The following is a 23,691-nucleotide window of genomic DNA, read 5'->3' as shown; positions in this document are numbered from 1 at the left end:
TGTGGGTTTATTCTGTCAGCGGGACATTTCCAGGACCGAGAACTTGGTTCCCAGCATGGCCGGGTGAATCAAGGTTTGGAATTGGCGCAGAAGTTTCGGGGTGTCCGGGTGGTTCGTGCTGTCCGGGTTTTCGATATCCAGCAACCATTCACGAGCCTGTTCGGTCAGATAACTTGCCTGGGTTCGGAGGCTTGCGGAATGGAACCCCCGGGCCTCGGCACCGTGCTGCAAGCGGGTGAAATCGACGTGAGTGGTGATGTCAATTTCGCCGGGGTGGAGCAGTGGGTTGTCCGACTTTTGGTGTCGGTAATAGGTTTGCAGGGTTCCGCTGGTGCGGTCCGGGTGATAATAATCGTCCTGGGCGTGACCGTAATCGATGGTAATCATCAGTCCGGATTTGAGGAGCTCAGCGGCATCGTTGACAAAGCGATCGATCCCTGAATTATACTCACTGGTGTATCCGTCAGGGTAGTGGCGCCCCAGCGATTGGCAGAATGCGATGAGTTCGGCTGAGGATAATGGGTGGGCCGCCAGGGTCAGAGTTTCCCCATCCACGGATTCGACCATGAGTTCCTGCCATTCCCCATTGTTGGATTGAATCAGGTGGACTGGGAAGGCATCGATCAGTTCGTTGGAAAGTATCGTGCCTATCACCGGACCGATGCTTTGTTTGATTTCGCCTAGGCTGGTATGCGTGTGATACTTGTCCGGATGCCGAGAGGCGAGGCGTTTTTCCTGAGCTGCACGCAGTGCGGGAGTGGTTTCAACCAAGTGGTATCTGACGGAGTGGTAGCAATCCGGTGAGAGCTTGGCGAGGGTGTCGAGGATGTCGCAGCAGAGTTCGCCGTGATGGGCGCCCGGTTCGATGATATGATAGCTTTCAGGGTTTTGAGATTCTTGCCAGTGAGTCAGAATCCGTCGTGCCAGCAACATGCCAAAACAGGGGCCAACGCTCACCGATGTGATAAAGTCGGCGTCGGTTCCCACGCGTTGGCGATGGCCGGAATAATACCCCCATTGAGGGTGGTAGAGGGCCATCGCCATGTAGGCTTTAAAGTTGAGAGGGCCCGCTTGCTGGATGCTGTGGAGAATTTCCTCCATCAGTGGTGAGGGGGTGCGGTCAAAAGCCGGGGTTGCGTTCATGGTGGTCTGAGGGTATGGATAGCTCTGTGCAGGGCCGTGTGGTCCGGCTGATTTTCTGAAACCCATGGCAAAAAAACGTTCCAGCACAGGCAACAAGCGGCGAAAAAAGCGGTTTTTCAAGCTCAAATGGTTGCTCTATCTCATGATTCTTGGTTTAGGGGCGGCCGGGGCCGGTTGGGTGGTATTCGATGTGAAAACCAAGCCATACCGCGAAAGAGCGGAAACCTACGATCTGAGTAAGATTGATGATGTGGAGGTGGTGAGCCTGATCTTGGACCGCAAAGGGCGCGAGTTGGGTCGTATTTTTGTCGAAAACCGAGATAAGATCAGCATCAAGGATGTTCCCGAGATTATGATCCAGGCCTTGATTTCCGGTGAGGATCAGCGGTTTTTTGAGCACGATGGTGTTGACCGGGCCGGGGTGATTCGGGCGGCATACTTGAACTACAAGGCCGGGCGTCAGACCCAGGGGGCCAGTACCATTACCCAGCAGTTGGCCCGAAATGCCTTCCACCTCAAAGAGGAATCAGACAAGCGTGGAGAAAGCGGCTTGGAGCGTAAGGCCGTGGAGGCGTTTCTTGCCCTGCGCATCGAAGAACGTTATGGGAAATACGAAATTCTCGAGTTTTACCTCAACCGGATTCCTTTCGGCAGTGGCTATTACGGGATTCGCTCAGCGGCACTTGGCTATTTTGGCAAAGAGCCTCGCGACCTGACGGCGTCCGAGTGCGCTTCCTTGGTTGCCTGTATTCGGAACCCGACCAGAATTTCACCGCTCAATGATCTGGAGGAGAATAAGAAGAACCGGGATCAGGTTCTGGGTCGAATGGCGGATGATGGTTACATTTCCAGCTCGAAAAGTAAGGAGCTGCAGGCTTTGCCCGTGGAGGTGAATCCCCAGCCGATTCGCCGGGGAGCATCTCATTTGTATGATCGGATTGCGGGTTTTGTGCGTGGGCACTTGGGTGAAGATGCCATGACCGAAGGTGGGTTTAAAATTTACACGACCATTGATTTGGATGCGCAGCGAGCCATGGAGCGAGGTCTCAAGCGCCAGTTGGATTCGGTTGAACTCAAAGAAGGCTACAAGCACCCGCTGTATAAAGATTACAAAATGGGCAGCGGGAAACCCAAGTACGTGCAAGGGGCAGGTTTGATGATTGAAAGTCGGACCGGGGCTTTGATCGCCTACGTCGGGGGGCGTGATTTTGCCCATTCCCAGTATGATTTCATTCAATCCGGAAAAAAGCCTCTGGGCACCGCCTTTTTGCCCTTCATCTATACTGCGGCGTTGGAAAACAAGATGTCTCTGTCCAATCTCGTTTTGGATAAGCCGATGGATAACCGCAATGTGATGCTCGATGGCAGGGAAGGAGTCCTCGGTGAGTGGGGCGAAGAGTCGTTTACTCCTAGTTATGAAGGTGACATCACCTTGAGGCATGCGATGGAGGTTTCCAAAATTGCCGCTTCGATTCGACTGGGGAAAAAGTTGGGGCTTGATAAGGTGGCCAATACCGCCCGTCGTTTCGGCCTGATGATTCCCAACTCGGATTTGTTGGCCCGGATGTTGGTTGGCACGGATGACGTATCATTACCCGAGTTAGTGCGTGCTTATGCCGTATTTCCCAATGGTGGAGTGACGCCCCAACAGGTGTATGCCATCGATAAAATCGAGGATGCTTCCGGGGTGGTTCGTTACACCGCCGAAAAGCCGACCGCGCCGAAACGGGTGATCACTGCCCAGAATGCGTTTTTGATGCATAGTATGTTGCAGAGTTCGCTTCGCAAGGGGACTGGAGCAGATGGGATCAAGACGCTGAAGCCGGACCCCTCCACAGCGGGAAAAACCGGGACAACCTATGATTTTGCCGACAACTGGTTTGTTGGATACAACAGCCGCGTGACCTGCGCTGTGTGGTCAGGTTTTCTCGACGGGGGGCGGGATGAAATCTACCCTGCGGCATTCAGTCGGGAAACGGTATTGCCTGTCTGGATCGATGCAATGAATGCGGCGGACTCCGAGTTCCCCGGCACGCTGATTCCGGCGCCTGAGGGTATTGTGAAACTGGAGATTTGTAAGGACTCCGGTAGGCGAAAGACGCGATACTGCCAGAATTACATTCGCAATGTTCGCACTGGTGAGGAATCCTATACAAGCACAGCGTATACGGAATATTTTGTCAAAGGTCGCGCACCTTCTGGGTTTTGTGAAGTGCATGGGGTGTCTGACCCGTCACTTGCCAAAACAACCGACTTCGGAGGTGGAAACCAACAGAATATGACCACCCATGCCATCCCTGTACAACCTCAGGCTCCTGTTTTGTTAGGTGTGGATCCCTATGGAACGGAACAACCCGATTTTGCTCCGAGGGATGAGTTGGCGATGCGGCAAGCTCGGCAGACAGGTGCGAGCGTGAACTTTGACCAACTTGAAGATCTGGACCGGGCTGCTGCGATTCTTCTCGATAAACCCGGACGTGTGGAGATCAGGGAGGACTGATTGTATTTTCTTCGGTGGCAAACATCCGTAGAGCAATGATGCGATCGTAAAAATCCATGGCTGAGATGGATGCTTGACAAGCCTGCCAGGGGGGGCTTAGTTCTTTGGTCATGCTTCTCCAGCGCTAATCATATTCGATTGGACTGCGCCCGACCGCTTGTTGCGGTGATTGATGGGCGTTGTGTGGATTTTTGTTTGTAGCTTCTGCTTGATTGATTACAACAGCCGACTCCTCGGCTTGATTGATCCGAGGGGCAAGTAACCCGTCGTCAATCAGCATGGTTGTTCGATAGCGGAACGTGAAAAACAGAATTCGATCGATGGTGGGATGATGTCTGTCAGGTGATCCCTCTGAATTTTTTACTGATAGAGGAAGAAAAGAAAATGAAACTGAATCGATTGGATTTTATCGAGGCCGGCTGGGCGAATGACCACAGGCTCGATTTGATTATGAACCGAGCCTCCCTGATCATGCAGGAAAAAGGAATTTCGGATGTTAAGTATGTAATGAAACTGTTACGCAGGGAGTTTCCCGATGCGTATGCATCACTCTCGATGCGTGGGGCGGGGGATGCTCCTGTTGTTTTGTCTGAGGCCATTGTGGCCGATACGGAGAGTGAACATAAGAATTTACAAAAGGTAAGAAGCCAAATGCAGGAGCTGATGAGATGTCCGGTGGTTGTCAGAGGGTCGTTGATGCCAGACGCCTGTCCGGTGGGTGGTGGTGCTGCAAGTATGCCCGTAGGAGGCGTGGTTGTTGCTGAAAATGCTATTATCCCCGCTGCACACAGTTCCGATATTTGTTGTTCCATGTTTGTTAGTTTTTATCGTCAGGGCCAGGATATTGATAGTGAATTAAATGTTTTGGAGCAGGCGACGCGTTTTGGTCCCGGTGTTAGGAGTGAACCTGTGTTCCACGAGGTGTTGGATGAGCCTGTGTGGTCGAATCCTTTTTTGCGTGGCCTGGAGGCCAAAGCACTCGGGCATATGGCGGATCAGGGAGACGGAAATCATTTTGCTTATTTGGGGTGTATGGAGGTAACCCAAACCTTGCTGAGCAGGTTGAATGAGGCTGGGTATGCAGAGATGGCGACTGCTTTGCTTGAGGATGTCGGTAGTTCGTTGAACGTTTTGGTTACGCATCATGGTTCACGGGGATTAGGTTCGGTCGTGTATGGTCGCGGGTTGGAAGCAGCTGTAAAAATGACGGCTCGTTACGCTCGGGGGATTCCTGAGGAGGCGGCATGGATTTATGCTGATAGCTCGCAGGGACAGGATTATTGGCAGGCGTTACAGTATCTATCTCGCTGGACACGGGCCAATCACGCGAGCATTCACCAGCGGTTTTTAGACGGGCTGGGGCAAGCGTCTTTGTGGCAGTTGGGCAATCAGCATAACTTTGTCTGGCAACGTGGCCGTGAGTATGTGCATGGCAAAGGGGCTACCCCCGCATGGAAGGATGATTCCGGACGTCCAAGGTTAGGACTGATTCCGTTGAATATGGCTGAGCCTGTGTTGCTTGTTTTGGGTGGTGATCAACAGGAGTTCAACTCGTTTGCCCCTCATGGAGCTGGGCGGAATCTTTCCCGCAGGGGAATCTTGAAGCAATACAAACGAAGAGGTCAGCTCGATTTGAAGGCAATGGACGACGAGATGAAACGCACAACACAGGGTATCAAAGTTCGCTGGTACCAGGGGCAGGCAGATATCACGGAGACTCCGGTGGGATACAAACCCGCGGCAAAAGTGATGGAACAGATTGAAACATTTGCTTTGGCCTCTGTGTTGGCCAAAATAGAGCCCCGCGGATGTATGATGGCGGGACGTAAACCAGCCCCAGGGGAGAAACCTCTGAGCCCGAAACAGATTCGTCAAAGGCAGCACCGGGCAGAGAGGCGGAGAAACAACCAGCGCAATTGGATGGATGATCATCAGGAAGACCAATGGTGAGTGGTGTGATGAAATCAGAATCTTGTTTTGGTGTCGCGGATAGTGAACTTTGCGCTTTTCTCATCCGTAGTCTGGCAGTAGGGTAAGGGCATGTCGCAAGATCAGTCAGATAAAAATTGGGTTGATACCAGTGCTTCCTTTGCCCCAGCCGTGATTGGGGCCGCAGCGGGTGTTGTTGTCGGGGATTTAATGCATCGTGATGCCAGACGGCCGGTGGCATTTGCTTTGGCTGCGATTGGCCTTTGTGCCTTGGTTCCCTCTGTTGTTGAAATTGTGGTGGACAAGGTGAACGGTCCGCAGTCCCGCCGGGGGTCCCAGCGGACACTGAGGAGTATTCGTGATGCTGGGGTTTCCGGTAATGAATTTCCGGATCTCGAGGATGAGATGTTCATTGGATAATCACTGTATTCACCGGACTCTCTGAGTTGATGCATGTTTTGCTTACAGGCTCCACCGGAAGACTCGGTGGAGCTTTTCGTTTGTTGTGGGGGCAGGACCCGGAGTGCCGCCACAGCCTTCGCTATTTGACCCGACAGGATGTGGACCTTTCGGATACACTGGCCCTGCGTTCCTGCCTGGAACGGCTTTGGTCAGAGCAGGCGTATGATGTGATCATTAACCCCGCTGCCATTTCTGGCTTGGAAGCTTGTTTGGATGATGACTCATTGGCTTGGAAAGTGAATGTGGATGCTCCCCGGGTGATGGCAGAATTCGCAGCAGAAAAGGGGATACGGATGGTGCACTTTAGCACGGATTATGTTTTTGGTGGAGAAGAACCCGGGCGCAGAAGGGAAGAGGATGCTGCTGTTCCAGTCAATGTGTATGGTCAAACAAAACTAGCAGGAGAGCGTGCGGTGTTAGGTGCTTGCGCCTCATCCTTGGTTGGCCGCGTTTCCTGGCTGTTTGGCCCGGTCGGATCAAATCGGGGCTCGCATTTTGATTCGGTGTTAGAGCGGGCTCGATCCGGGCAGGTGCAGCACCTGATTGGTGATAAGTATTCTGTTCCCACCTATACCCATGATATTGTAGAATGGGTGGATCACTTGCTTCAGGCTAATGCCAGTGGCTTATATCATTTGTGTAATTCGGGCCCTCCTGAAAGTTGGTTTTCTTATGCGAAGGAGGTGTGCCGTTTGGCTCAACAGCATGATGACATTTCTTTGACAGGAGAGTTCGTAGAGTCCTCCATCCACAAGGTGGATTTTTTCAGAGAGCGTCGACCGGTACACACGGCGATGCTACCTGCTAGGCTGATAGAAGAGCATGATGTCATCCCGCGTCATTGGCTCGAGGCTGCCGAGGAATATTTGAAATTACGTTGACCTTTTTCGTATTCAGGTGCATCATAAGTGCCTATGAAACAAACGGTTCTTTTTTCTCTATCTTCACTGGCTCTGGTGCTGGCGAGCTGTGATTTTAACCAGCCCTTACCTGGAGGGGACGCCTACAATCCATTGTATCCTCCTGGCGGTGCTGCCATGCCGGGGGATCAAAGCCCTGCAGGTCCATCCTACGCGACCGGATCGTTTTTACAGACCCTTTCTGACAATACAGCATTTTTTTCCCGTTACCCTACCGGGGACGATCAGCCGAACAAGATGCTGAAAAATTTTACAGATGTGAAGGTGATTTCGACCAAGGGCGCCTATGTGAAAGTTGAAGTGGTCAACAATGGGGATGTGGGTTTTGTCCCATCAGTCATGTTGGGTGAGAAGCGTTCTCCCAATGAAGTTCAGGTAACGGGTGGTCCGGGTGCGGCTCCGCTGACACCTGATGTGCCACCCCCAGCCGAGGTTCCTGATATTCAACCGCCGGAGGTAGGTGACCCAAGTCGTCCGGCTGAGTAAGGTAGCTTGGATTTGTGTATTTTTTAAAAGGCGGTATCCGAAAGGGACCGCTTTTTTGCGCTTATTAGGGTGGTCATAAGACAGCTTTATTGCTAGCTCTGCAGCGTAACGCATGCCAGATAAACGATGAGCGAGCAATTTTCAAACTTTGGGCAGCGCCTTTGTGGCGGTAGTGGAATCGAGGAATTGATGGATGACTTGGGGACCGCCATGGCCTTGGGTGGCCCTGATACAAAGATGCTGGGCGGCGGGCAGCCTGCTCACATTCCCGAAGTGAATGCTTTGTGGCGCAGAAGAATGCAGGAAATCATGGGCTCTGACGGAGCTTTTGAAAAAATGCTGTCCAACTATGATCCTCCCCGCGGGAACCCTCATTTTTTGGAAGCTCTGGCTAACTTATTCCGGGAGAGTTTTGGCTGGGATATCAGCGCTAAAAATATTGCGGTGACCTCCGGTGGGCAGACTGCTTTTTTCTTTTTGTTTAACGCTCTGGCCGGAGCCTTCCAGGATGGGCGCCGTAAAAAGATTTTGCTGCCACTCGTTCCTGAATACATTGGTTATGCCAACCAGTCGGTTGGAGAGGATATTTTTCGAGCCGTCAAACCCTGCATCGAAAAGCTCGGTGAGCACGACTTTAAGTACCGGGTGGATTTCGATCATCTGAAAGTAGATGATGACGTCGCCGCAATTTGTGTATCCCGTCCAACCAACCCGACCGGGAATGTGTTGACGGACAACGAAATTGCCAAGTTGGCGGAGCTGGCTAAAACAAACGGGATTCCTCTTATCATTGATAACGCTTATGGCGCACCCTTCCCGAATATTATTTTTACCGAGGCTGAACCTGTGTGGGATGAGAACATTGTGTTGACCCTGAGCTTATCCAAGATCGGACTGCCAGGAACCCGTACCGGGATCGTTGTTGCCAACGAGGAGGTGGCCGCAGCCGTGGCGTCGATGAGTGCCATTGTGGGCCTCGCCAATGGGAATGTCGGTCAGGCACTGATGGAACCCTTGGTGCGAAGCGGGGAGATCCTGTCTTTGAGCAACGAGGTGGTTCGCCCATACTACATTGATAAGTCCAAAGCCGCCAGACAGTGGGTCGCGGAAGCTTTTGATGATGCCTTGCCCTACCGGGTGCATTTGAGTGAAGGGGCTCTCTTCCTCTGGCTCTGGTTTGAAGGGCTCCCGATCAGTTCCCGTGAGCTGTATGAGCGCTTAAAAGCCCGGGGCGTGCTGATTGTTTCCGGCCACTATTTCTTTTTTGGTTTGGATGACTCTGATTGGCAGCACCGAAACGAGTGCATTCGTATGACCTACACGATGGACGAAGCCACCGTTAAAGGTGGGATTGAAATCATCGCCGAAGAGGTTGCCAGGGCTTATTCCGAAGCCTCTTGATTCAGAGCGGCTCCCGCATCTTCGGCGCAGTTCCTGCTGAAAAGGTGGTGGAATCAAGTACAGAAAAAGAGCGGCAGGTTTGACCCTACCGCTCTTCACACCTACGATCCCAATCCTAGTGCCAAACGAGGCACCGGATTGATTTTTTATTTTAAGAAGCCTCAGCCAAAGACCCGTGAACGGGCTCGGGCATCGGTTCCTCTTTTCTATGCAATGCTTTTCGCATTTTTGCAAGAGCAATATTCTGTAATTGTCGAATTCTTTCTCGAGTGACACCAAATTCGACTCCTACTTCCTCCAAAGTCATGGGTTTTTTACCATCCAGGCCGAAGCGAGCTCCGATGATCCGGCTCTCACGTTCGTCAAGAATCTCGAGTAACTCATCGAGTTCTCCGTGCATGGTTTTGGTATCCAGGGCTTCGAATGGGTCCACGGCGCGTTCATCACCGATCAGGTCACTGTATTCTCCGCTGTCATCTTCATAGACAGGGGCATTCAGTGAGGTCGGGCGTTTGGAAGCCCGCTTCAGCAAAGCCAGCTTGCGGCGTGGGATGCCAAGCTCTTCAGCCAGTTCGCTGTCGGTCGGTTCGCGGCCCATGGATTCGGCCATCATACTGGAAATCCGGCGCATCCGGGCGATTTTGTCCACCATGTGGACTGGTAGCCGAATCGTTTTGCTTTGATTGGCGAGGGCCCGTTTGATGGACTGTTTGATCCACCAGGATCCGTATGTGCTGAGTTTTCCCCCTTTGTTGGGGTCGAAGCGTTCTACGGCTTTCATCAGTCCGATGTTGCCTTCGGAGATAAGGTCTGCGAGCGGCAGTCCGTAGCCACTGTAGTCCTGGGCGATTTTCACGACCAGACGCAGGTTGGCCCGGATCATGTGGGTCCGTGCTTTTTTGTCGCCTTTTTTAATGCGCTCCGCGAGTTCGACTTCTTGCTCAGGTGTGAGTAAGTCGGTCTTGGCGATCTCTCTTAAGTAGAGGCGCAGGCTGGTATCTGATTCAAATCTAGACATTGGTTTATTTGGTTTGATGTTAATTCGAACAATGGGGGGGAGAAAGGGAGAGTGAGGTTTTGTTTCATTAATGAGTGTGTTTAGGCGGGGCTTTTTGGGGTTTTGCAGGAGCTCTTTGATGGATCTTCATGCATTTGTTTCATCGGCCTTGGTAAAACACTCGTTTCGTCATCTTTCTGCTATGTTATCATTTCCATAGGGTTAAACGCCGTAACATGAGTTATTTTTGTGTAAAAATGTCATCACTATGTAATTTTCGTTTCCCACAAGTATTGGATGCCTGAGCAGGGAATTTATTCATTATTTTTTTAGAATGATTCTAAATTGTTGGTTTTAAGTGACTTGAGAGGATGCAAAAATGGAGTAGTTTATTGCTTTTGGGATTGAAATTGGGTCCTTGTCGGTGAATCGGGCCGAAAAAGAGGGGGGGAGGACGGAAGGGACTGCTGATGGGGTGGCCCATTTTTGGGGTGCGGACGTGCTCATTTTTTTGGATGCTTATTTTTGACCTGGAGGACGGAATTGGCGCTTTACCTTGTTAGTCTGGTTTTGTTAGTTTGCCGGGTATGGTTATCCGCTTGTATTCATCTGCCATTTTAGGGGTCGACGGCATTGAGGTGGAAGTTGAAGTCGGTGCGTTTCGGGCAGAAAAACCTCAAATCAATGTGGTGGGATTACCGGATGCGGCGGTGCGCGAGAGTTCGCAGCGGGTGACTGCAGCTTTGGCAAATTCCGCCTTATCCTGGGCGGATGGGGTGAAAACCGTTAATTTAGCCCCGGCGGATCTAAAAAAAGAAGGCCCTCGTTTTGATTTGCCGATTGCCTTGGCTCTGGCCTTGACCTCAGAGAACGAGAGGGTGCTTCACCCGGAGCTGTACAGTATTGCTGGCGAGTTGGCATTGGATGGTATGGTCAGGCCGATTCGAGGTGTGTTGCCGATGGTGATCGAGGCCAAGCGGCGGGGCCGCACTCGCGTGATTGTCCCATTGGCGAATGCGCGTGAGGCTGCCATCGTTGAAGGTGTGGAGGTGTATGGCGTGGAGAACTTGCGCGAAGCATGGGATTTGTTAACCGGGCAGCGGCTGATGAAGCCCTTTTTCCTTGATCAGCGCGAGTTATTTGCTGCGAGTCGGCATGCTGAAATCGGTTTGGAGGACGTCAAGGGGCAGTATCAGGTGAAACGGGCGCTGGAAGTAGCGGCGGCGGGCTTTCATAATTTGCTTATGATCGGACCTCCGGGAACCGGTAAATCGATGATCGCCAAACGCTTGCCGACGATTTTGCCGGATCCTACCGAGGAGGAAGCGATTGAGGCGACAAAGATTCATTCCATCGCTGGAATGTTAAGCAAGGAGGACGCCTTGCTGGTGACCAGGCCGTTCAGGGCCCCTCACCATACGATATCGGATGTTGGATTGTTAGGGGGTGGAACGATGCCTGGTCCTGGGGAAGTGTCTTTGGCTCACCATGGGGTTCTTTTTCTGGATGAGTTGCCTGAATTCAGGCGCCAGACGCTGGAGGTGATGAGGCAGCCAATCGAAGATGGGAAAGTGACCATTTCAAGAGCCGCCGGGAGTTTGACTTTCCCTTGCCAGTGCATGGTGGTGGCCGCGATGAATCCATGTCCTTGTGGTTATTATGGAGATCCGAAAAGGGAGTGTCGATGTTCTCCTCCCCAGGTTGAACGTTACCGGCAGCGAATCAGTGGCCCGCTGTTGGACCGCCTGGACATCCACGTTGAAGTCCCCATCGTTGAATACAAAGATCTTTCATCTCAACAAACAGGGGAATCATCCGCAACGGTCCGCAAGCGCGTGCAAGCTGCGCGCACGATTCAAGAAACGCGATTTGTGGCTCACCCTAACATCAGGACTAATGCCGATATGCCCAGTAAACTCATGCACCGGCATTGCCAGATTGATGCCACTGCATCGGGCTATCTAGAACACGCCATGACCAACCTCAATTTCTCAGCACGTGCATACGACCGCATTCTCAAAGTTGCCAGAACACTGGCCGATCTGGAAGCGTCTGAAAATATTCAGCCTCAGCATATCTTGGAAGCGATCCAATACCGGACCTTGGACCGAAAGCTCATGATGTGAGTTAGCCGATTCATGCATTTAATGCGTTAGTCGATTGTGAGGTTCCGCTTATCGATCAACTATAACTTACTTGGAGGGTTTTGAGAGTGCTTTTTTAAACGTTGCTTCGAGGCGCGTGTTGATCACCTCTTGTGGCTTGCTGCTTACATCATAATGAAGTTTTGCGAACTCGGTAATGCTGTTGTAGTGGATGCTCACCTTGCCGTCTCCGTCCTCTAGGACCAAGAGTTTTTGGCAGAAGGCATCGAGTCCTAGCTTGGGAGCTTTGGCCATGGCCATAGCGCCAGGGCGCGGACCACCGAAGAGCAGAAGGGTTGCGGGCCTGATAGTGATTCCGAGTTGTGCTGCATCGGCTTGGTAATTGAGATCAGCAAACCAAACAGTGTCACCTTGGGAAAGCACGACTTTTTTAATGCGCTGAATAGATTCCGCAAAATTAAAATTGGAGTTAATGGTAATGATTCCAAAACCTTGCTTCACCGTTTCAAGCTGAATGGGAGCAAAAGAGGAAGGCGGAACACCATCGAGAATCTTTTTAAGATTCGTATCGTATTGTAGAAGTGGTTTAACAGCTTTTTGATCTGCAAGGTGATGCCTTTTTTTGAGAAAAGCGGCCCGCGGAGTTGCTATTTTGGCTTTGGATGTGTCTCCTTCTGAAAACACAAGTATTTTATGGGGCAAATCGATGCCGACCATGGGGTTAATTTGCATGAGAATCGAGTTAACCTTGGTGTCTGAAAAAATGGCAACTTTCGCAGGAGGCATCGTAGCTCCTGCTTTTTCAGCTAGTCGGGAATGGTCGATTTCCGTGATAAGCTTGAATGCTTTCCAATGTGGCGAGATCGATTCATAGAGTTGATCAACTTTCGCGTATTTGTGACTCGGTTGGTTTTCTTGAGCGGCTAAATGTGAGCATAGTATGAGTGACGATGCCATTAGCATGGTGAGGGGCTGTGATGTTAGTTTCATTATTTGAGGGAGAAATTGTTAAAATACTGAATGAGGGTCTGAAACTATAGATTCAAAAACATCTGAGTCAAGATGACAAATTTACAAGTTGATGTATTCACATCGTTAGTGTAATCTTCCGACCAGTAACCATTTTATAAACCATGAAAACAATAAACACGATGTTCAGTCTTTGCGCTGGCTTGTTCTTAGCTGGGGAAACGGTGATAGCAGAATCTGCACCACCCAACATCCTGATCATACTAACTGATGATGTAGGTATGTTGAATGTTGGAGCCTATCATCGAGGATTAATGAGCAGTCGCACACCCAATATTGACCGTTTAGCCAAGGAGGGCGCACTTTTTACGGATTATTATGCCCAGCCAACTTGCACCGCTGGAAGATCAGCCATGATTACCGGCCAATTCCCCGTTAGAACTGGACTACATACTGTCGGTCTACCCGGTGATCCTATCGGCCTTAATCCTGACACCCCCACGTTGCCTGAACTACTCAAGATACAGGGATACCGGACAGGTCAATTTGGCAAAAACCATTTAGGTGATCGTGATGAATTTCTCCCTACAATGCATGGGTTCGATGAATTTTGGGGGTGGTTATATCATCTCAATGCAATGGAGTATACGTCTGATCCTGAATTTCCGAAAGGAGAGGAAGCCAAGCAGTTTGCACCTCGCAATGTGATTCATGCATGGTCGACTGGACCGGGCAAACAGCGTATTGAAGACGACGGCCCGCTACCTCCCGAACGCATGAAGACTTTAGATGATGAGGTGAATAAACATACGTTAAAATTCATCAGGGACTCGGTGGCTAAAAAAGAGCCGTTTTTCGTCTGGCATTGTCCATCCCGCGCGCATGTATGGACTCACCTTTCACCCAAGTATAAAGCGCAGCTCGGTGTTGATGGGCAAGGGCTTCAAGAGGTGGTGATGAAAGACTTGGATGATCATGTTGGCGAAGTATTGGATGAACTGGATAAACTTGGTGTGGCAAACAATACGATTGTTATTTTTTCAGCTGATAACGGCCCTGAAATCCTAACTTGGCCTGACGGAGGAATGACCCCGTTTCATGGCGAGAAAGGGACGACGTGGGAAGGAGGAGTGAGGGTTCCTTTGTTAGTTCGTTGGCCAGGAAAAATTGAGTCTGGATCTGTTAATAATGGTATTATTGATGCTATGGATCTTCTTCCTACCTTGGTTGCAGCTGCAGGAGGACCTGCAGATCTTCAAGAAAAGTTGTTAACTGGCTATAAGGGGCACAAGGCTCATCTAGACGGATACAATCAAATGGAAATGATAGCTGGTAAAGGCCAGTCAAAGCGTAAGGAGATTCTCTACTATGAGAGAACAACGTTACAGGCAGTGCGCTATGGTGATTGGAAGGCTCATTTCATTGTGCAGAACCACGGTTGGTCAGGAGCAAAAGAAGCTCTCACCGCTCCGTTGTTGTTCAATTTACGACAAGACCCTCTCGAAAGGGCTGCTGAAGAATCAGGAATGTATGTCGAATGGATGGGTAAAAAAATGTGGGCGTTTGGGCCAGCTCAACGCGTGGTTCAAAGACATCTATTGACTTTCAAGAAGTGGCCTGCGGCGTCTAAAAGAGCAGAGAAAAATGCGGGTACACTTGAGGAAGCTCTAGAAGGAGGAGCTGGTGTTGGCCAATGATCCACACGCACCAATCTAATTATATCTATGTTTGCTCATAATACACGTGTCGTGCTGTTTGGAGCAGGAGGTGTAATCGGAGGTTTAGTCGCGGATCAATTGTGTGAGCTTAAGGCTGATTTGCATTTAGTGCTAAGACGACGCATTGATAGTTTTCAGAGCAGAGCAACTATGTTTGTTACTGATGATATTAGTGGTCTTGGCACTGAGGTTGATCATTGCCACATAGGTATCATTTGTTTGGGAACGACCTTAAAGCAGGCGGGATCAAAAGATGCTTTTTATCAAGTCGATGTGGAACTCGTTGACCGAGTAGCCAAGAGTTTGAAGGTTGCTGGAACAAAAGAGTTACATGTCGTCAGCTCATTGGGGGCTGATGCGAAAGCTGGGAGCTATTATCTGCGGTCCAAGGCTGAAATGGAAAGCAGGTTAACAGACCATGGGTTTGAGACATTGGTTATTTACCGACCTTCTCTTTTTTACGGAGCTAAACGGCAGGACTTCCGCCTTGCCGAAATGATCGCGGTGCCATTATTAAAAGGTGCGGCACTGTTGATTCCTGCATTGAGAAAGTGGAAGCCCATGCATGTAGAAAATGTCGCCGCATTTATTGTCAGTCAACTTGGTAGTAGTGGCCCAGGGGTGCGAATTATTGAGTCCCTCGAAATTGGGGCTATGCAACTTAATCGAGATTGATGGCTTATAATCGAGGAGATAAAGAAAAAGCCCTGCGAGTATTTCTCGACAGGGCTTCTGAGCTTCAACTTGAAATTTGTCAGGTATAGTTAGCTGTTTGGTTGCGTTGTTTTTAAACCGCATTTGCCATTTTGTTGAAGGAGCTTGATACCGATAAAGCCGAAAGCCAGCTCAGTTAGCATATAGCCAGTAAGTAACCAATGCCCTGGTCCATCCAGAGCTAGACTGAGAACCCTTCCTCCAGCCAGACCCAGCATGAATACAATCAAACTTAATAATGCGGGACGAGTAAAATGATCATTTTTAGCTCCCATGAGCCAGAATGTAACCATGGCAAGGTAAAGCCCCATGACAGCACGGAAGATATGTGTTCCGTTGGTCGACTCTATTGTAAGATCAAACATAGCGGATAGAGAAGTGCTCGGATTAACTCCATAGGATAAAGCAATTGGAGTAAGACCGACTGCAGCAGCGATAAGGAAAACCTTTTGGCATTTCGTAACTTTGTTATGGGGTGTTTGGTTGAGTTGCATTGTTCGTTATGTTGGTTGTTATATGATGTCACTGGGGGCCTTGTGCTTCCGTTGACGAGTTCAAGCTATCTCATAAAAGAAGTCGTAAGCGATGCCATCGTCTCAATTTTCATTCATATCGTCTCATTGGAGCTGGCCTGATCAGGTGAATTGAGCTAGTTTTCATGTGACCCCATCAAGGATGAACACAGACTTATAATATCCCATGTCTAACGTATTGCAAGCAGAGCATATTGACCGCCAAGTGCTTCATATGATTCGCACTTTATTGCGATCGGCACCCGTGAATTGGGATGATTGCTACCAATGGGCTGGGATCGGACTTCGAGATAAAGGCCCGAGCGAGTTTATCCCCCAGGTGAAAATACTGGATATTTTCCTACGAGTGGCCGATTTACTAGATGATCCTTTTTTTGTGATGCGGTATTTTGATGCTGAAGCCTTCTATTTTTACCCCAATTTATATGGCAGTGTGATGGCTCTGTCTGAGAACATGAGAGAATTTGAGCAGCATTATGAGAAGTATAACCAGCTTTATAAAATGGGCGGCTTTACGCTGACTCAAGGTGAACAGCGGGGCTTCTTTGAAGTGGGCGTTCAAGTACACAGCCAGCATCAAGGAAAGGTCCATTTTGCCGATTTTGTATTGTTATTTTATAATGCCAGCTTGATTCGGCTTAGTGGAAAGCCGCTACAGGTCATCAAACATGATACCATGCGTAAGCAGGTGGATAAAGACCTCTATTGGCATCATTATGGAACGAAAAAGTTGACCCTAGGCATGCCGAGCTCCGTGCTCTATAATGATTTAGAAATTTATCAGCGACCATTTCGCCAACGTGATCCTCAAGTGTTGGAACTGATCCGTAAAAGTGCTGACCAACAAATTCAACAGCGACCTAGTACCGAGGATTTGGAGCAAACCGTAAAAGGAATTCTGGTCAATCGAATTGGATCCAAGGAAATATCGGCGGAATCGGTCGCCTCTGCGCTTAGTATGAGCAGGGCAACACTATTCAGAAAATTGAAAAAGAAAGGGCTTACATTTCAAAAAATTTACGATGACCTGAGGCGTGATCATGCTTTGCGGTTGTTACTGGAGACTCGGCTTGAGACATGGAAAGTCGCCGAGGTGCTTGGCTTTTCTAGTGACAATAATTTCCGCCGCTTTTTTAAAAGTTACGAAAATATAACACCATATCAATATCGCAAAAAGCATCAACCTTCGAGCTGACTAGCGACTTACAAAATCGACTTTTATTAGATCGGATCGATCTGCATGTCGAGGTCCCCGCGGTGGATTATAAGGATTTGAGCTCAAGAGATGAGGGTGAGAGCTCTGGACTTGTGCGTGAGCGTGTGGTGGCAGCGCGGCAGAGGCAGATTGAGCGATTTGCAAAATATGATGGGGTGACTTGCAATGCGGCGATGCCGAGTAACGTAATGCGTGAGGTGTGCCAGATTGATGCGACCGCATCCGGGTATCTCGAACATGCGATGAACGAGTTGAATTTTTCAGCCCGGGCACATGATCGGATTCTTAAAGTGGCACGCACACTGGCGGATTTGGCAGGGCGCGAAGCCATTGATGCTGCCGATGTGCTGGAAGCGATCCAATATCGGACGTTGGATCGAAAGTTGATGATGTAAATGAAAGGGGGAAATCAACAAGCCCGCCCCTGGCATTGGGGGGGCTTGCGAGAAGAGGCAGGGCTGACGGATGATTTAGCCACGACGGCGGATTAGCAGCGCCAAACTGCCGAGGCCGAAAAGGGCTGTTGATGAGGGTTCTGGCACGGGAACCCATTCGGCAAAGGCGGCGCCATTGGCGGTCACTCCTGAGGGGGCTGCGGTGCTGGCGTCGTCGAAGACAAGGCGCGTGATTGTTATTTTGTAATTTCCAGAGCTTGCTGATGCATGCGTTTCCATCCAGGCTGTGGTAGGGGTTCCACCATTGATTCGGGCGTCTGTAATAGGAATCGACATAAGGTAATATTGTTGTGCCAGACTTCTACTGGATGCTTCAGAGTTAGATCCTGCCGCTTGTGCTCCGTAGAAATAGCCAACACCAGAGATGAAGGTCTGGTCAGCTACAGCTTGTCTGCCCGCGATCGAGCGTTGAATGCCATTTGTGCTGAAAGGAGGTTTGGAAACCGCCCCCAGAACAATGTCATCGATGTTGTCTCCTGTTAAGTCTGCAAACATGAGATCCCCTACATTATTGTTAATCACATGGTTGTTGGTGAATGTGATTTGGACAGTGGCAGCATGTGTTGCTGCTGTGACGGTGATTACCGCCGCTCCGATGGCAGACAGAGTCTTGGTTAAGCCATGGGAGTTATGTTTCGCCTTGTTTGAAGTAGCCATGAGGGCTCCATTTCTAATTTTGATGAATGAATAATGTTAGCTCTATCATTAGAGCACAGAAGTGGCAGAATTAGAATAGCCATCAATGTTCGTAAATTGCTCGATAGTGTGCATATTTTGCTTTCCCCCGTTGGGGGGAATCAGGTGGGCATCGCCACGAACGAGCAGGTGGGGTGGGCTCAGGTTTGCCGGTGAACTCGATCTTCGAGCGCCTGTTCATCAAGGCTCGGTTGCTGTTCCTCGGTTGCGGTGATGGTCGGGCCGAGGATCAGAAGAGATCTGAGATGAGCCCTTGAATTCCCTGAAGTCCCATAAACAATGAGAATAAGGCGATCAGCGTCAGGCTTACCCACTCGGCTTTTGACGGACGGTGGGATGTGAGAATGTCTTTTCTCGCTGAGAGGTAAATCAGCCCCAGCAGAGCCATGGGCATGACGATGGAAATGCCAGCTTGGGACAGGAGAAGTAAAAAGACGGGACGGGCCATCAGGACACCAAGGATGCTGATGATGGTTAACCCCACAAAAAGAACTCGTTTTTGAGTGGTTTGCGTATTCCGAGCTTTGCCATGGATGTCGTCACAGAGCCACGGGATGACCATCATGTTAGGAAGATGGGAGGAGATTCCGGCTGCCATAATACCAATCACAAAGACAAACAGGGCTGCCGAACCGAAAATAGGTTTGAGCATGGGGATCATTTCTTTGATGTGATTCATTTTATGTCCTCCGGCGTGTAGGGTGCTGGTTGCTGTCATCATGACGGCTGCACTTAGGATAAACATCATTGAAGCACTGACCGCGGCATCTCGTTTTTGGGTTTTCCAGTCGTCCATGGTCCAGCCGTGGTCTTTGACTTGTCCGCTGCGAATCAACAGGGCGAAAACTGAAACGGTGGTGCCCACCATGCCGGCGAGAATCACCATAGCGCTGTTATCGCTGCCTTCGGCTACGTCAGGCAATTTGGGAATTAATCCTGCCAGCACGGTTTCGGCTCCCGGGAAAAACCAAATGGCGGAGCCGATGAAGGCGATGCCCATGAGCGCGACGAGGATACTGAGGATGATTTCAAACCGTTTGCTGTTTCCTATCAGAATCAGGCTTAAGACCAAGAGGGCGATGAGGCTGCCGACCAGTGCCCGGCTCGGGTTGCCGACGCCAACTTCGTTGCTCCAGACGGTGATGACATCCGTTAAGAGTCCGATCATAGCCATCAGGGCGGATAGGATGATGACGGACAGGGCGGCCCAAAGTGTCCATGCGTAGGCGGGGTGGATATGGCGCCGAAAGGCCTCCATGGCGGTCAGGCCAGTCACCATGGTGAAGCGGCTGAAAAAGCTGATCAGATACCAGGTGATCAGGCAGCTGAGTAGAACGGCCCAGAGAAGGTCACAGCCAAAGTTGGCTCCGGCTTTGCTCATGGCGGTCAGGCTGCCGGTTCCAATGTTGTAGCCGATGAGGAAGATCCCCGGCATGACCGATAGAAGAAACTTTTTCATACTTCTCGCTGGTTGTAGGATTACATGATCCCGTATTCATCCCAGACCTGACGTGTGGGCATACCTTCTTCGATGAGTTTACGCACCATGTTTTCACCCCGGACCTTTTCCAAAGCGGCATCAATGACCTCTGTTTCAATTTCGCGTGGAATGATGACGACGCCATCAATATCACCGAAGACAATATCGCCTGGGTTCACGAGGACCTTGTTGCTGAACTCGATCGGGCAGTCGTAATCGATGACCCGGCCACGCATGCCCTGATCTTGCCCGTAAAACCCCATCGAAAAAGAAGGGAAGTCGAGGGATCGGATTCCGCTGGTGTCGCGTGAGTAACCTTCCACCACCGCTCCAGCGGCACCCCGGTGCATGGCGGCTGTGCTCATCAGTTCTCCCCAGCAGGCATAGTTGGGTGAGGAACCGGTGCAAATGTAGACTTCGTTTTCCTTCAGGCTGTCGAGGGCGTCAAACATCACACCAAAGGCGTGGTCGCGGTCCTCGTGGTGGACGCGGCGCCCGGAGCAGTCGGCTTCCAGAACAGTTTTGGCCCGGCCGACAATGCGCATGTGTTCGGATACCGGCCGGATCTGTGGTGGCAGGTATTGGTGCAGGTGGCCCATCGCATCCATGACATCGCCCACCACGCAGGTGAACAATTCTTCCCGGATGGTGTCTAGCAAGGTTTGGTCGTTTGTTGTGCTCATGGTTTATTGTTCATGATGGTTGAAGCCGAAGTATGCATTGGCATTGTTGTAACAGATATCTTGGATCATCGCGCCGATGAAATCGAAATCCGGTGGAAGCAGGCCCTTTTGTATGTCCTTTCCGAGGAGGTTGCAGAGCACCCTACGGAAATATTCGTGGCGGGTGTAGGACAGAAACGAGCGGCTGTCGGTCACCATGCCGACGAAGCGTCTGAGCAGCCCCATCTGGGAGAGGGCTTCCATTTGGCGCTCCATGCCATCCTTTTGATCCATGAACCACCACCCGCTGCCGAGTTGGATTTTTCCGGCTGTGGATCCGTCTTGGAAATTGCCGATCATGGTGGCCATCATTTCGTTGTCTCGCGGGTTGAGGTTATAGAGAATGGTTTTGGGTAGTTTTTGTTCCCGGTCCAAGGTGTCGAGGTAGCGGGAAAGCGGGGCTGCGTAGCCTCGGTCATCGATGGAGTCGAATCCCAGAGTCTTGCCCATCCGCGAGTTATTAAACCGTAGGGCTCCGATGTGGAGTTGTTTGGTCCATCCTTTTTCCGCATCCATACGAGCGAACTCCAACAACATGGCACTGCGGAAGCGGCAGCGGTCCGGAGCTTCAATAGGTTCCCCATTTCTGATACGGGAAAAAATCGATCTAGCTTGTGATTCTGAGGTGTCGGTGAAGGTGAAAACATCAAGCCCGTGGTCGGATAGGCGGCAGCCCATTTGGTGGAAAACCTTGTGTCGACATCGCAGTGCCGAGATCAAGTCATCATAATCCGAAATCGTGCAGCCTGCAGACGAAGCAAGCGGGTTGATGTAGGCGTTGAATGTTTCAGCTGACTCGAGATCAAAACACTGGTCGGGTCTCCAGGTTGGTAGCACGCTTGTTGTGATGGTTGGATCTTCGGCCATGCGGTGGTGATGCTCCAGTGGATCTGCCGGATCGTCTGTGGTGCAGACAACCTCTACGCGGCTTTGTTGCATCAGTTGGCGAACCGAGAGCCCTTGTTGGAGGACTTCAGAAGTTCGATCCCAAACTTCATCTGCGGTTTCTGGCGATAGTAAGAGGTCATCGATTCCAAAATATCGAGCCAACTCCAAATGTGACCAATGATAGAGAGGGTTACGCAGCAGGTAGGGCATGGTCGCTGCGAAGGCATTGAATTTTTCACGGTCACTGGCAGCTCCCGTAATGAAGTGTTCATCGATGCCATTGCTGCGCATCGCCCGCCATTTGTAGTGATCTCCATCGAGCCAAACTTGGGAGAGGTTGCTCCACTGTTTGTTTTCTGCGATTTCTTCCGGAGGAAGGTGGCAATGGAAGTCGATGATGGGTAAGGATGCCGCGAACTCATGATAGAGTTTGGACGCTGCATCATTTTCCAAGAGGAAGTCCTTATGGATGAAGGCTGCCATTCTAACGCTTATTGTTGAGCATGGATTTCATGTATCCCATGGCGAACGCCATACCGGCATGCCAAGGGGCATCACAACTCATTTTCGGGGTGTGATCCGGAATGAGGACACCGTTGAATTCATTTTTCTTGAGGATATCAATGATGCGGTGCATGTCGATCTGACCCTCGTCGATGAAGGTCTCTTTGTAGTAAGGGACTTTTCCCTGGACGTTACGGAAATGAATGTAAGCGACGTTTCCTTGGCGAGTGTAGCGATCACAGATTTCGTAGATGTCGCCATCGGTCATTTCGGATAGGGTGCCCAGGCAGAATTCGAGGGCGTTGTGGTGGCTGGGTGCGATGTCGAGCAGCCGTTGATACATGTCTGGTTGATACACCAGGCGAGGTTGTCCACGGACATGGGAGAGGGGTGGGTCGTCAGGGTGGGCTGCCAGCCGGACTCCGGCTTCTTCGGCAACGGGGACCAGCTCTTTGAGGAACAGGTCCAGGCGTCGCCAGAGCTCTTCATGTTCAATGGGGGGGAGAACTCCATCCGGGGCATTCCGATCATAGATCATATTCCAGACCATGCCATTGGGGACCGGAGTGGTATTGATTTCATCAATGCCTCGCATGCCCAGTGTTTCAGCATTGCCACGTGAGTCGTTGAAACTGTGCCGGCCTGACACGCCAGCCAGGCTGAAATTGTAACCAAAGATGGGGATGCCAGCGGCTCCGACATTGCGGATGATTTGTTTCAGGTGCTCGAGTTGGGCCTCGCGTTTGGGGCCATCGAGCAGAACGTCATGCCAGTGGGCGGGGTCAAAGTTTTCGATCGCTTCGAATTCGAGCCCATGTTCGTTGAGTTCTTTTTTTAGGACGATCAATGACTCCACCGACCAGTCTTGTTCTGGTGTTCCGCCGGCAAATCCCCAACCTCCGTGAAGGTCCCCGACCGGTTGATGGTTGTCTCCGGCTTGCACACCGGTGTTGAAATAATCGACGAGATGAACGACCGCATGGGTCGCTCCACATTGAACGGCAAAGTCATAATGCTCCTTGTTGAGCATGTGACGATACAATCCAAATCCGAGTTTGATCTGACTATGTTCACTCATGATTAAAATCCAATAGAGGCTCCGCCGTCGACAGGAAGGCAGGTGCCGGTGATAAACCGGGAGGCGTCCGACGCGAGAAAGGCGGCTGCGTGGCCGATTTCATCTGCGGTCCCTACGCGGGCCATCGGAGTGCGTCCAAGAATTTTTTGCTCCCGGGCGGGATCCGCATCCATGATGGCGCGGAACATTTGTGATTCGATAAACCCCGGGGCGATACAATTAAAACGGACTCCGCTGTGGGAATACTCGGCGGCCAACGTGCGGGTCAGTCCGAGTAGCGCCGTTTTGGAGCTGCTGTAGGCCGCAACTTCCGGCAGCCCAAAGAGGGCAGACATCGAGCTGATGTTGATGACGGAGCCTTCACCGCGTGCAATCATGCCGGGCAGTGCCGCCTTGGTTAGTGAAAAAATGCTGTGCAGGTTGGTGTCCAAAATGGCTGCAAACTCCTCATTGCTGCAATCAAAACTCGGCTTCTTTCCATGGCGTCCGGCATTGTTGACCAAAACGCTGACTGGCCCTACTTCCTCTTCCACCTGCTGGATAAAGGCTTCGTGACGGTCTTTATCTGTCACGTCGTTGACGTAGGTGTGGCATTGATCCCCCAATTCGGTTTTGGCTTCCATCAAAGCTTCTTCGGTCAAGTCGGTGATGACGACCTGGGCACCGGCATCGACGAATGACTTTGCGATCCCGAAGCCGATCCCTCTTGCCGCCCCGGTGACAATGGCGACTCTGTTTTTAAGTGAATGGATATCTTGCATGATGTTGATGAGTT

21 protein-coding genes are annotated in these 23,691 nt (G+C 50.8%); 11 read left to right on the top strand and 10 right to left on the bottom strand.

All coding sequences use genetic code 11. The annotated features are described in order from the left end of the window. Window positions 1–15: 15 nt before the first annotated feature. Entirely contained in the window at window positions 16–1,143 is a 1,128-nt protein-coding gene (locus HW115_RS12655) for a class I SAM-dependent methyltransferase (RefSeq protein WP_178933238.1), read from the bottom strand. Between the two features lie 64 nt (window positions 1,144–1,207). Between HW115_RS12655 and HW115_RS12650 the strand changes: the two genes are divergently transcribed. The 6 genes from HW115_RS12650 (at window position 1,208) to HW115_RS12620 (ending at window position 8,841) form a co-directional block, all read left to right on the top strand. After that, window positions 1,208–3,643 (top strand): transglycosylase domain-containing protein, encoded by a 2,436-nt coding sequence (locus HW115_RS12650; protein ID WP_178933237.1) that lies wholly within the window; start codon window positions 1,208–1,210, stop codon window positions 3,641–3,643. Between the two features lie 384 nt (window positions 3,644–4,027). Continuing rightward, the gene (locus HW115_RS12640; protein ID WP_178933235.1) at window positions 4,028–5,593 is read left to right on the top strand and encodes an RtcB family protein; all 1,566 of its coding nucleotides are present in this window, start codon (window positions 4,028–4,030) and stop codon (window positions 5,591–5,593) included. A 90-nt stretch (window positions 5,594–5,683) separates the two neighbouring features. Beyond that, window positions 5,684–5,992, top strand: a complete 309-nt coding sequence (locus tag HW115_RS12635; RefSeq protein WP_178933234.1) for a hypothetical protein — start codon at window positions 5,684–5,686, stop codon at window positions 5,990–5,992. A 29-nt stretch (window positions 5,993–6,021) separates the two neighbouring features. Then, the gene (locus HW115_RS12630; RefSeq protein WP_178933233.1) at window positions 6,022–6,915 is read left to right on the top strand and encodes an SDR family oxidoreductase; all 894 of its coding nucleotides are present in this window, start codon (window positions 6,022–6,024) and stop codon (window positions 6,913–6,915) included. A gap of 33 nt (window positions 6,916–6,948) precedes the next feature. Beyond that, complete coding sequence (locus tag HW115_RS12625; protein ID WP_178933232.1) at window positions 6,949–7,440, top strand: hypothetical protein; 492 nt, start codon at window positions 6,949–6,951, stop codon at window positions 7,438–7,440. 126 nt (window positions 7,441–7,566) lie between these two features. Next, window positions 7,567–8,841 (top strand): valine--pyruvate transaminase, encoded by a 1,275-nt coding sequence (locus tag HW115_RS12620; RefSeq protein WP_178933231.1) that lies wholly within the window; start codon window positions 7,567–7,569, stop codon window positions 8,839–8,841. 151 nt (window positions 8,842–8,992) lie between these two features. On the opposite strand, the gene HW115_RS12615 is transcribed toward HW115_RS12620, so the two are convergent. Beyond that, window positions 8,993–9,859 (bottom strand): sigma-70 family RNA polymerase sigma factor, encoded by an 867-nt coding sequence (locus HW115_RS12615; protein WP_178933230.1) that lies wholly within the window; start codon window positions 9,857–9,859, stop codon window positions 8,993–8,995. Between the two features lie 566 nt (window positions 9,860–10,425). Between HW115_RS12615 and HW115_RS12610 the strand changes: the two genes are divergently transcribed. Continuing rightward, complete coding sequence (locus HW115_RS12610; protein WP_178933229.1) at window positions 10,426–11,964, top strand: YifB family Mg chelatase-like AAA ATPase; 1,539 nt, start codon at window positions 10,426–10,428, stop codon at window positions 11,962–11,964. 66 nt (window positions 11,965–12,030) lie between these two features. On the opposite strand, the gene HW115_RS12605 is transcribed toward HW115_RS12610, so the two are convergent. Then, entirely contained in the window at window positions 12,031–12,900 is an 870-nt protein-coding gene (locus HW115_RS12605) for a DUF302 domain-containing protein (protein ID WP_227021511.1), read from the bottom strand. Window positions 12,901–13,085: 185 nt separating this feature from the next. Here HW115_RS12605 and HW115_RS12600 point away from each other — a divergent pair, with 185 nt between their 5' ends. Both HW115_RS12600 and HW115_RS12595 read left to right on the top strand, forming a co-directional pair. Beyond that, window positions 13,086–14,609 carry an arylsulfatase gene (locus HW115_RS12600; protein ID WP_425498140.1) on the top strand — a complete coding sequence of 508 codons (1,524 nt, stop codon included), beginning with the start codon at window positions 13,086–13,088 and terminating at the stop codon, window positions 14,607–14,609. A 27-nt stretch (window positions 14,610–14,636) separates the two neighbouring features. Beyond that, on the top strand, window positions 14,637–15,305 hold the full coding sequence (locus tag HW115_RS12595) for a Rossmann-fold NAD(P)-binding domain-containing protein (RefSeq protein ID WP_178933227.1): 669 nt from the start codon (window positions 14,637–14,639) through the stop codon (window positions 15,303–15,305). 89 nt (window positions 15,306–15,394) lie between these two features. Here HW115_RS12595 and HW115_RS12590 read toward each other — a convergent pair whose 3' ends face one another. Then, window positions 15,395–15,838: a DUF4345 domain-containing protein gene (locus HW115_RS12590; RefSeq protein WP_178933226.1), complete on the bottom strand. Its 444-nt coding sequence runs from the start codon at window positions 15,836–15,838 to the stop codon at window positions 15,395–15,397. Between the two features lie 205 nt (window positions 15,839–16,043). On the opposite strand from HW115_RS12590, the gene HW115_RS12585 reads away from it, so the two are divergent. Both HW115_RS12585 and HW115_RS12580 read left to right on the top strand, forming a co-directional pair. After that, on the top strand, window positions 16,044–17,072 hold the full coding sequence (locus HW115_RS12585) for a helix-turn-helix domain-containing protein (protein ID WP_178933225.1): 1,029 nt from the start codon (window positions 16,044–16,046) through the stop codon (window positions 17,070–17,072). 77 nt (window positions 17,073–17,149) lie between these two features. Next, window positions 17,150–17,488 (top strand): magnesium chelatase subunit ChlI family protein, encoded by a 339-nt coding sequence (locus HW115_RS12580; RefSeq protein ID WP_227021475.1) that lies wholly within the window; start codon window positions 17,150–17,152, stop codon window positions 17,486–17,488. 75 nt (window positions 17,489–17,563) lie between these two features. Here HW115_RS12580 and HW115_RS12575 read toward each other — a convergent pair whose 3' ends face one another. From HW115_RS12575 to HW115_RS12550, 6 genes are all read right to left on the bottom strand, one after another. Next, window positions 17,564–18,205: a PEP-CTERM sorting domain-containing protein gene (locus tag HW115_RS12575; protein ID WP_178933224.1), complete on the bottom strand. Its 642-nt coding sequence runs from the start codon at window positions 18,203–18,205 to the stop codon at window positions 17,564–17,566. Window positions 18,206–18,473: 268 nt separating this feature from the next. Next, window positions 18,474–19,703: an Nramp family divalent metal transporter gene (locus HW115_RS12570; protein ID WP_178933223.1), complete on the bottom strand. Its 1,230-nt coding sequence runs from the start codon at window positions 19,701–19,703 to the stop codon at window positions 18,474–18,476. A 20-nt stretch (window positions 19,704–19,723) separates the two neighbouring features. After that, window positions 19,724–20,407, bottom strand: coding sequence for an RraA family protein (locus HW115_RS12565; protein WP_178933222.1), 684 nt, complete (start codon window positions 20,405–20,407; stop codon window positions 19,724–19,726). Window positions 20,408–20,410: 3 nt separating this feature from the next. Continuing rightward, window positions 20,411–21,817, bottom strand: coding sequence for a glucuronate isomerase (gene uxaC, locus HW115_RS12560; RefSeq protein WP_178933221.1), 1,407 nt, complete (start codon window positions 21,815–21,817; stop codon window positions 20,411–20,413). Window position 21,818: 1 nt separating this feature from the next. Next, window positions 21,819–22,916, bottom strand: a complete 1,098-nt coding sequence (locus HW115_RS12555; protein WP_227021474.1) for a mannonate dehydratase — start codon at window positions 22,914–22,916, stop codon at window positions 21,819–21,821. Between the two features lie 2 nt (window positions 22,917–22,918). After that, on the bottom strand, window positions 22,919–23,677 hold the full coding sequence (locus HW115_RS12550; protein WP_178933220.1) for an SDR family NAD(P)-dependent oxidoreductase: 759 nt from the start codon (window positions 23,675–23,677) through the stop codon (window positions 22,919–22,921). Window positions 23,678–23,691 lie beyond the last annotated feature (14 nt).

It is taken from the genome of Oceaniferula marina, assembly GCF_013391475.1.
Taxonomy (GTDB): Bacteria; Verrucomicrobiota; Verrucomicrobiia; order Verrucomicrobiales; family Akkermansiaceae; genus Oceaniferula; species Oceaniferula marina.
The sequence above is the reverse complement of the archived record's forward strand: the minus strand, read 5'-3'. Positions and strand labels throughout refer to the sequence as shown.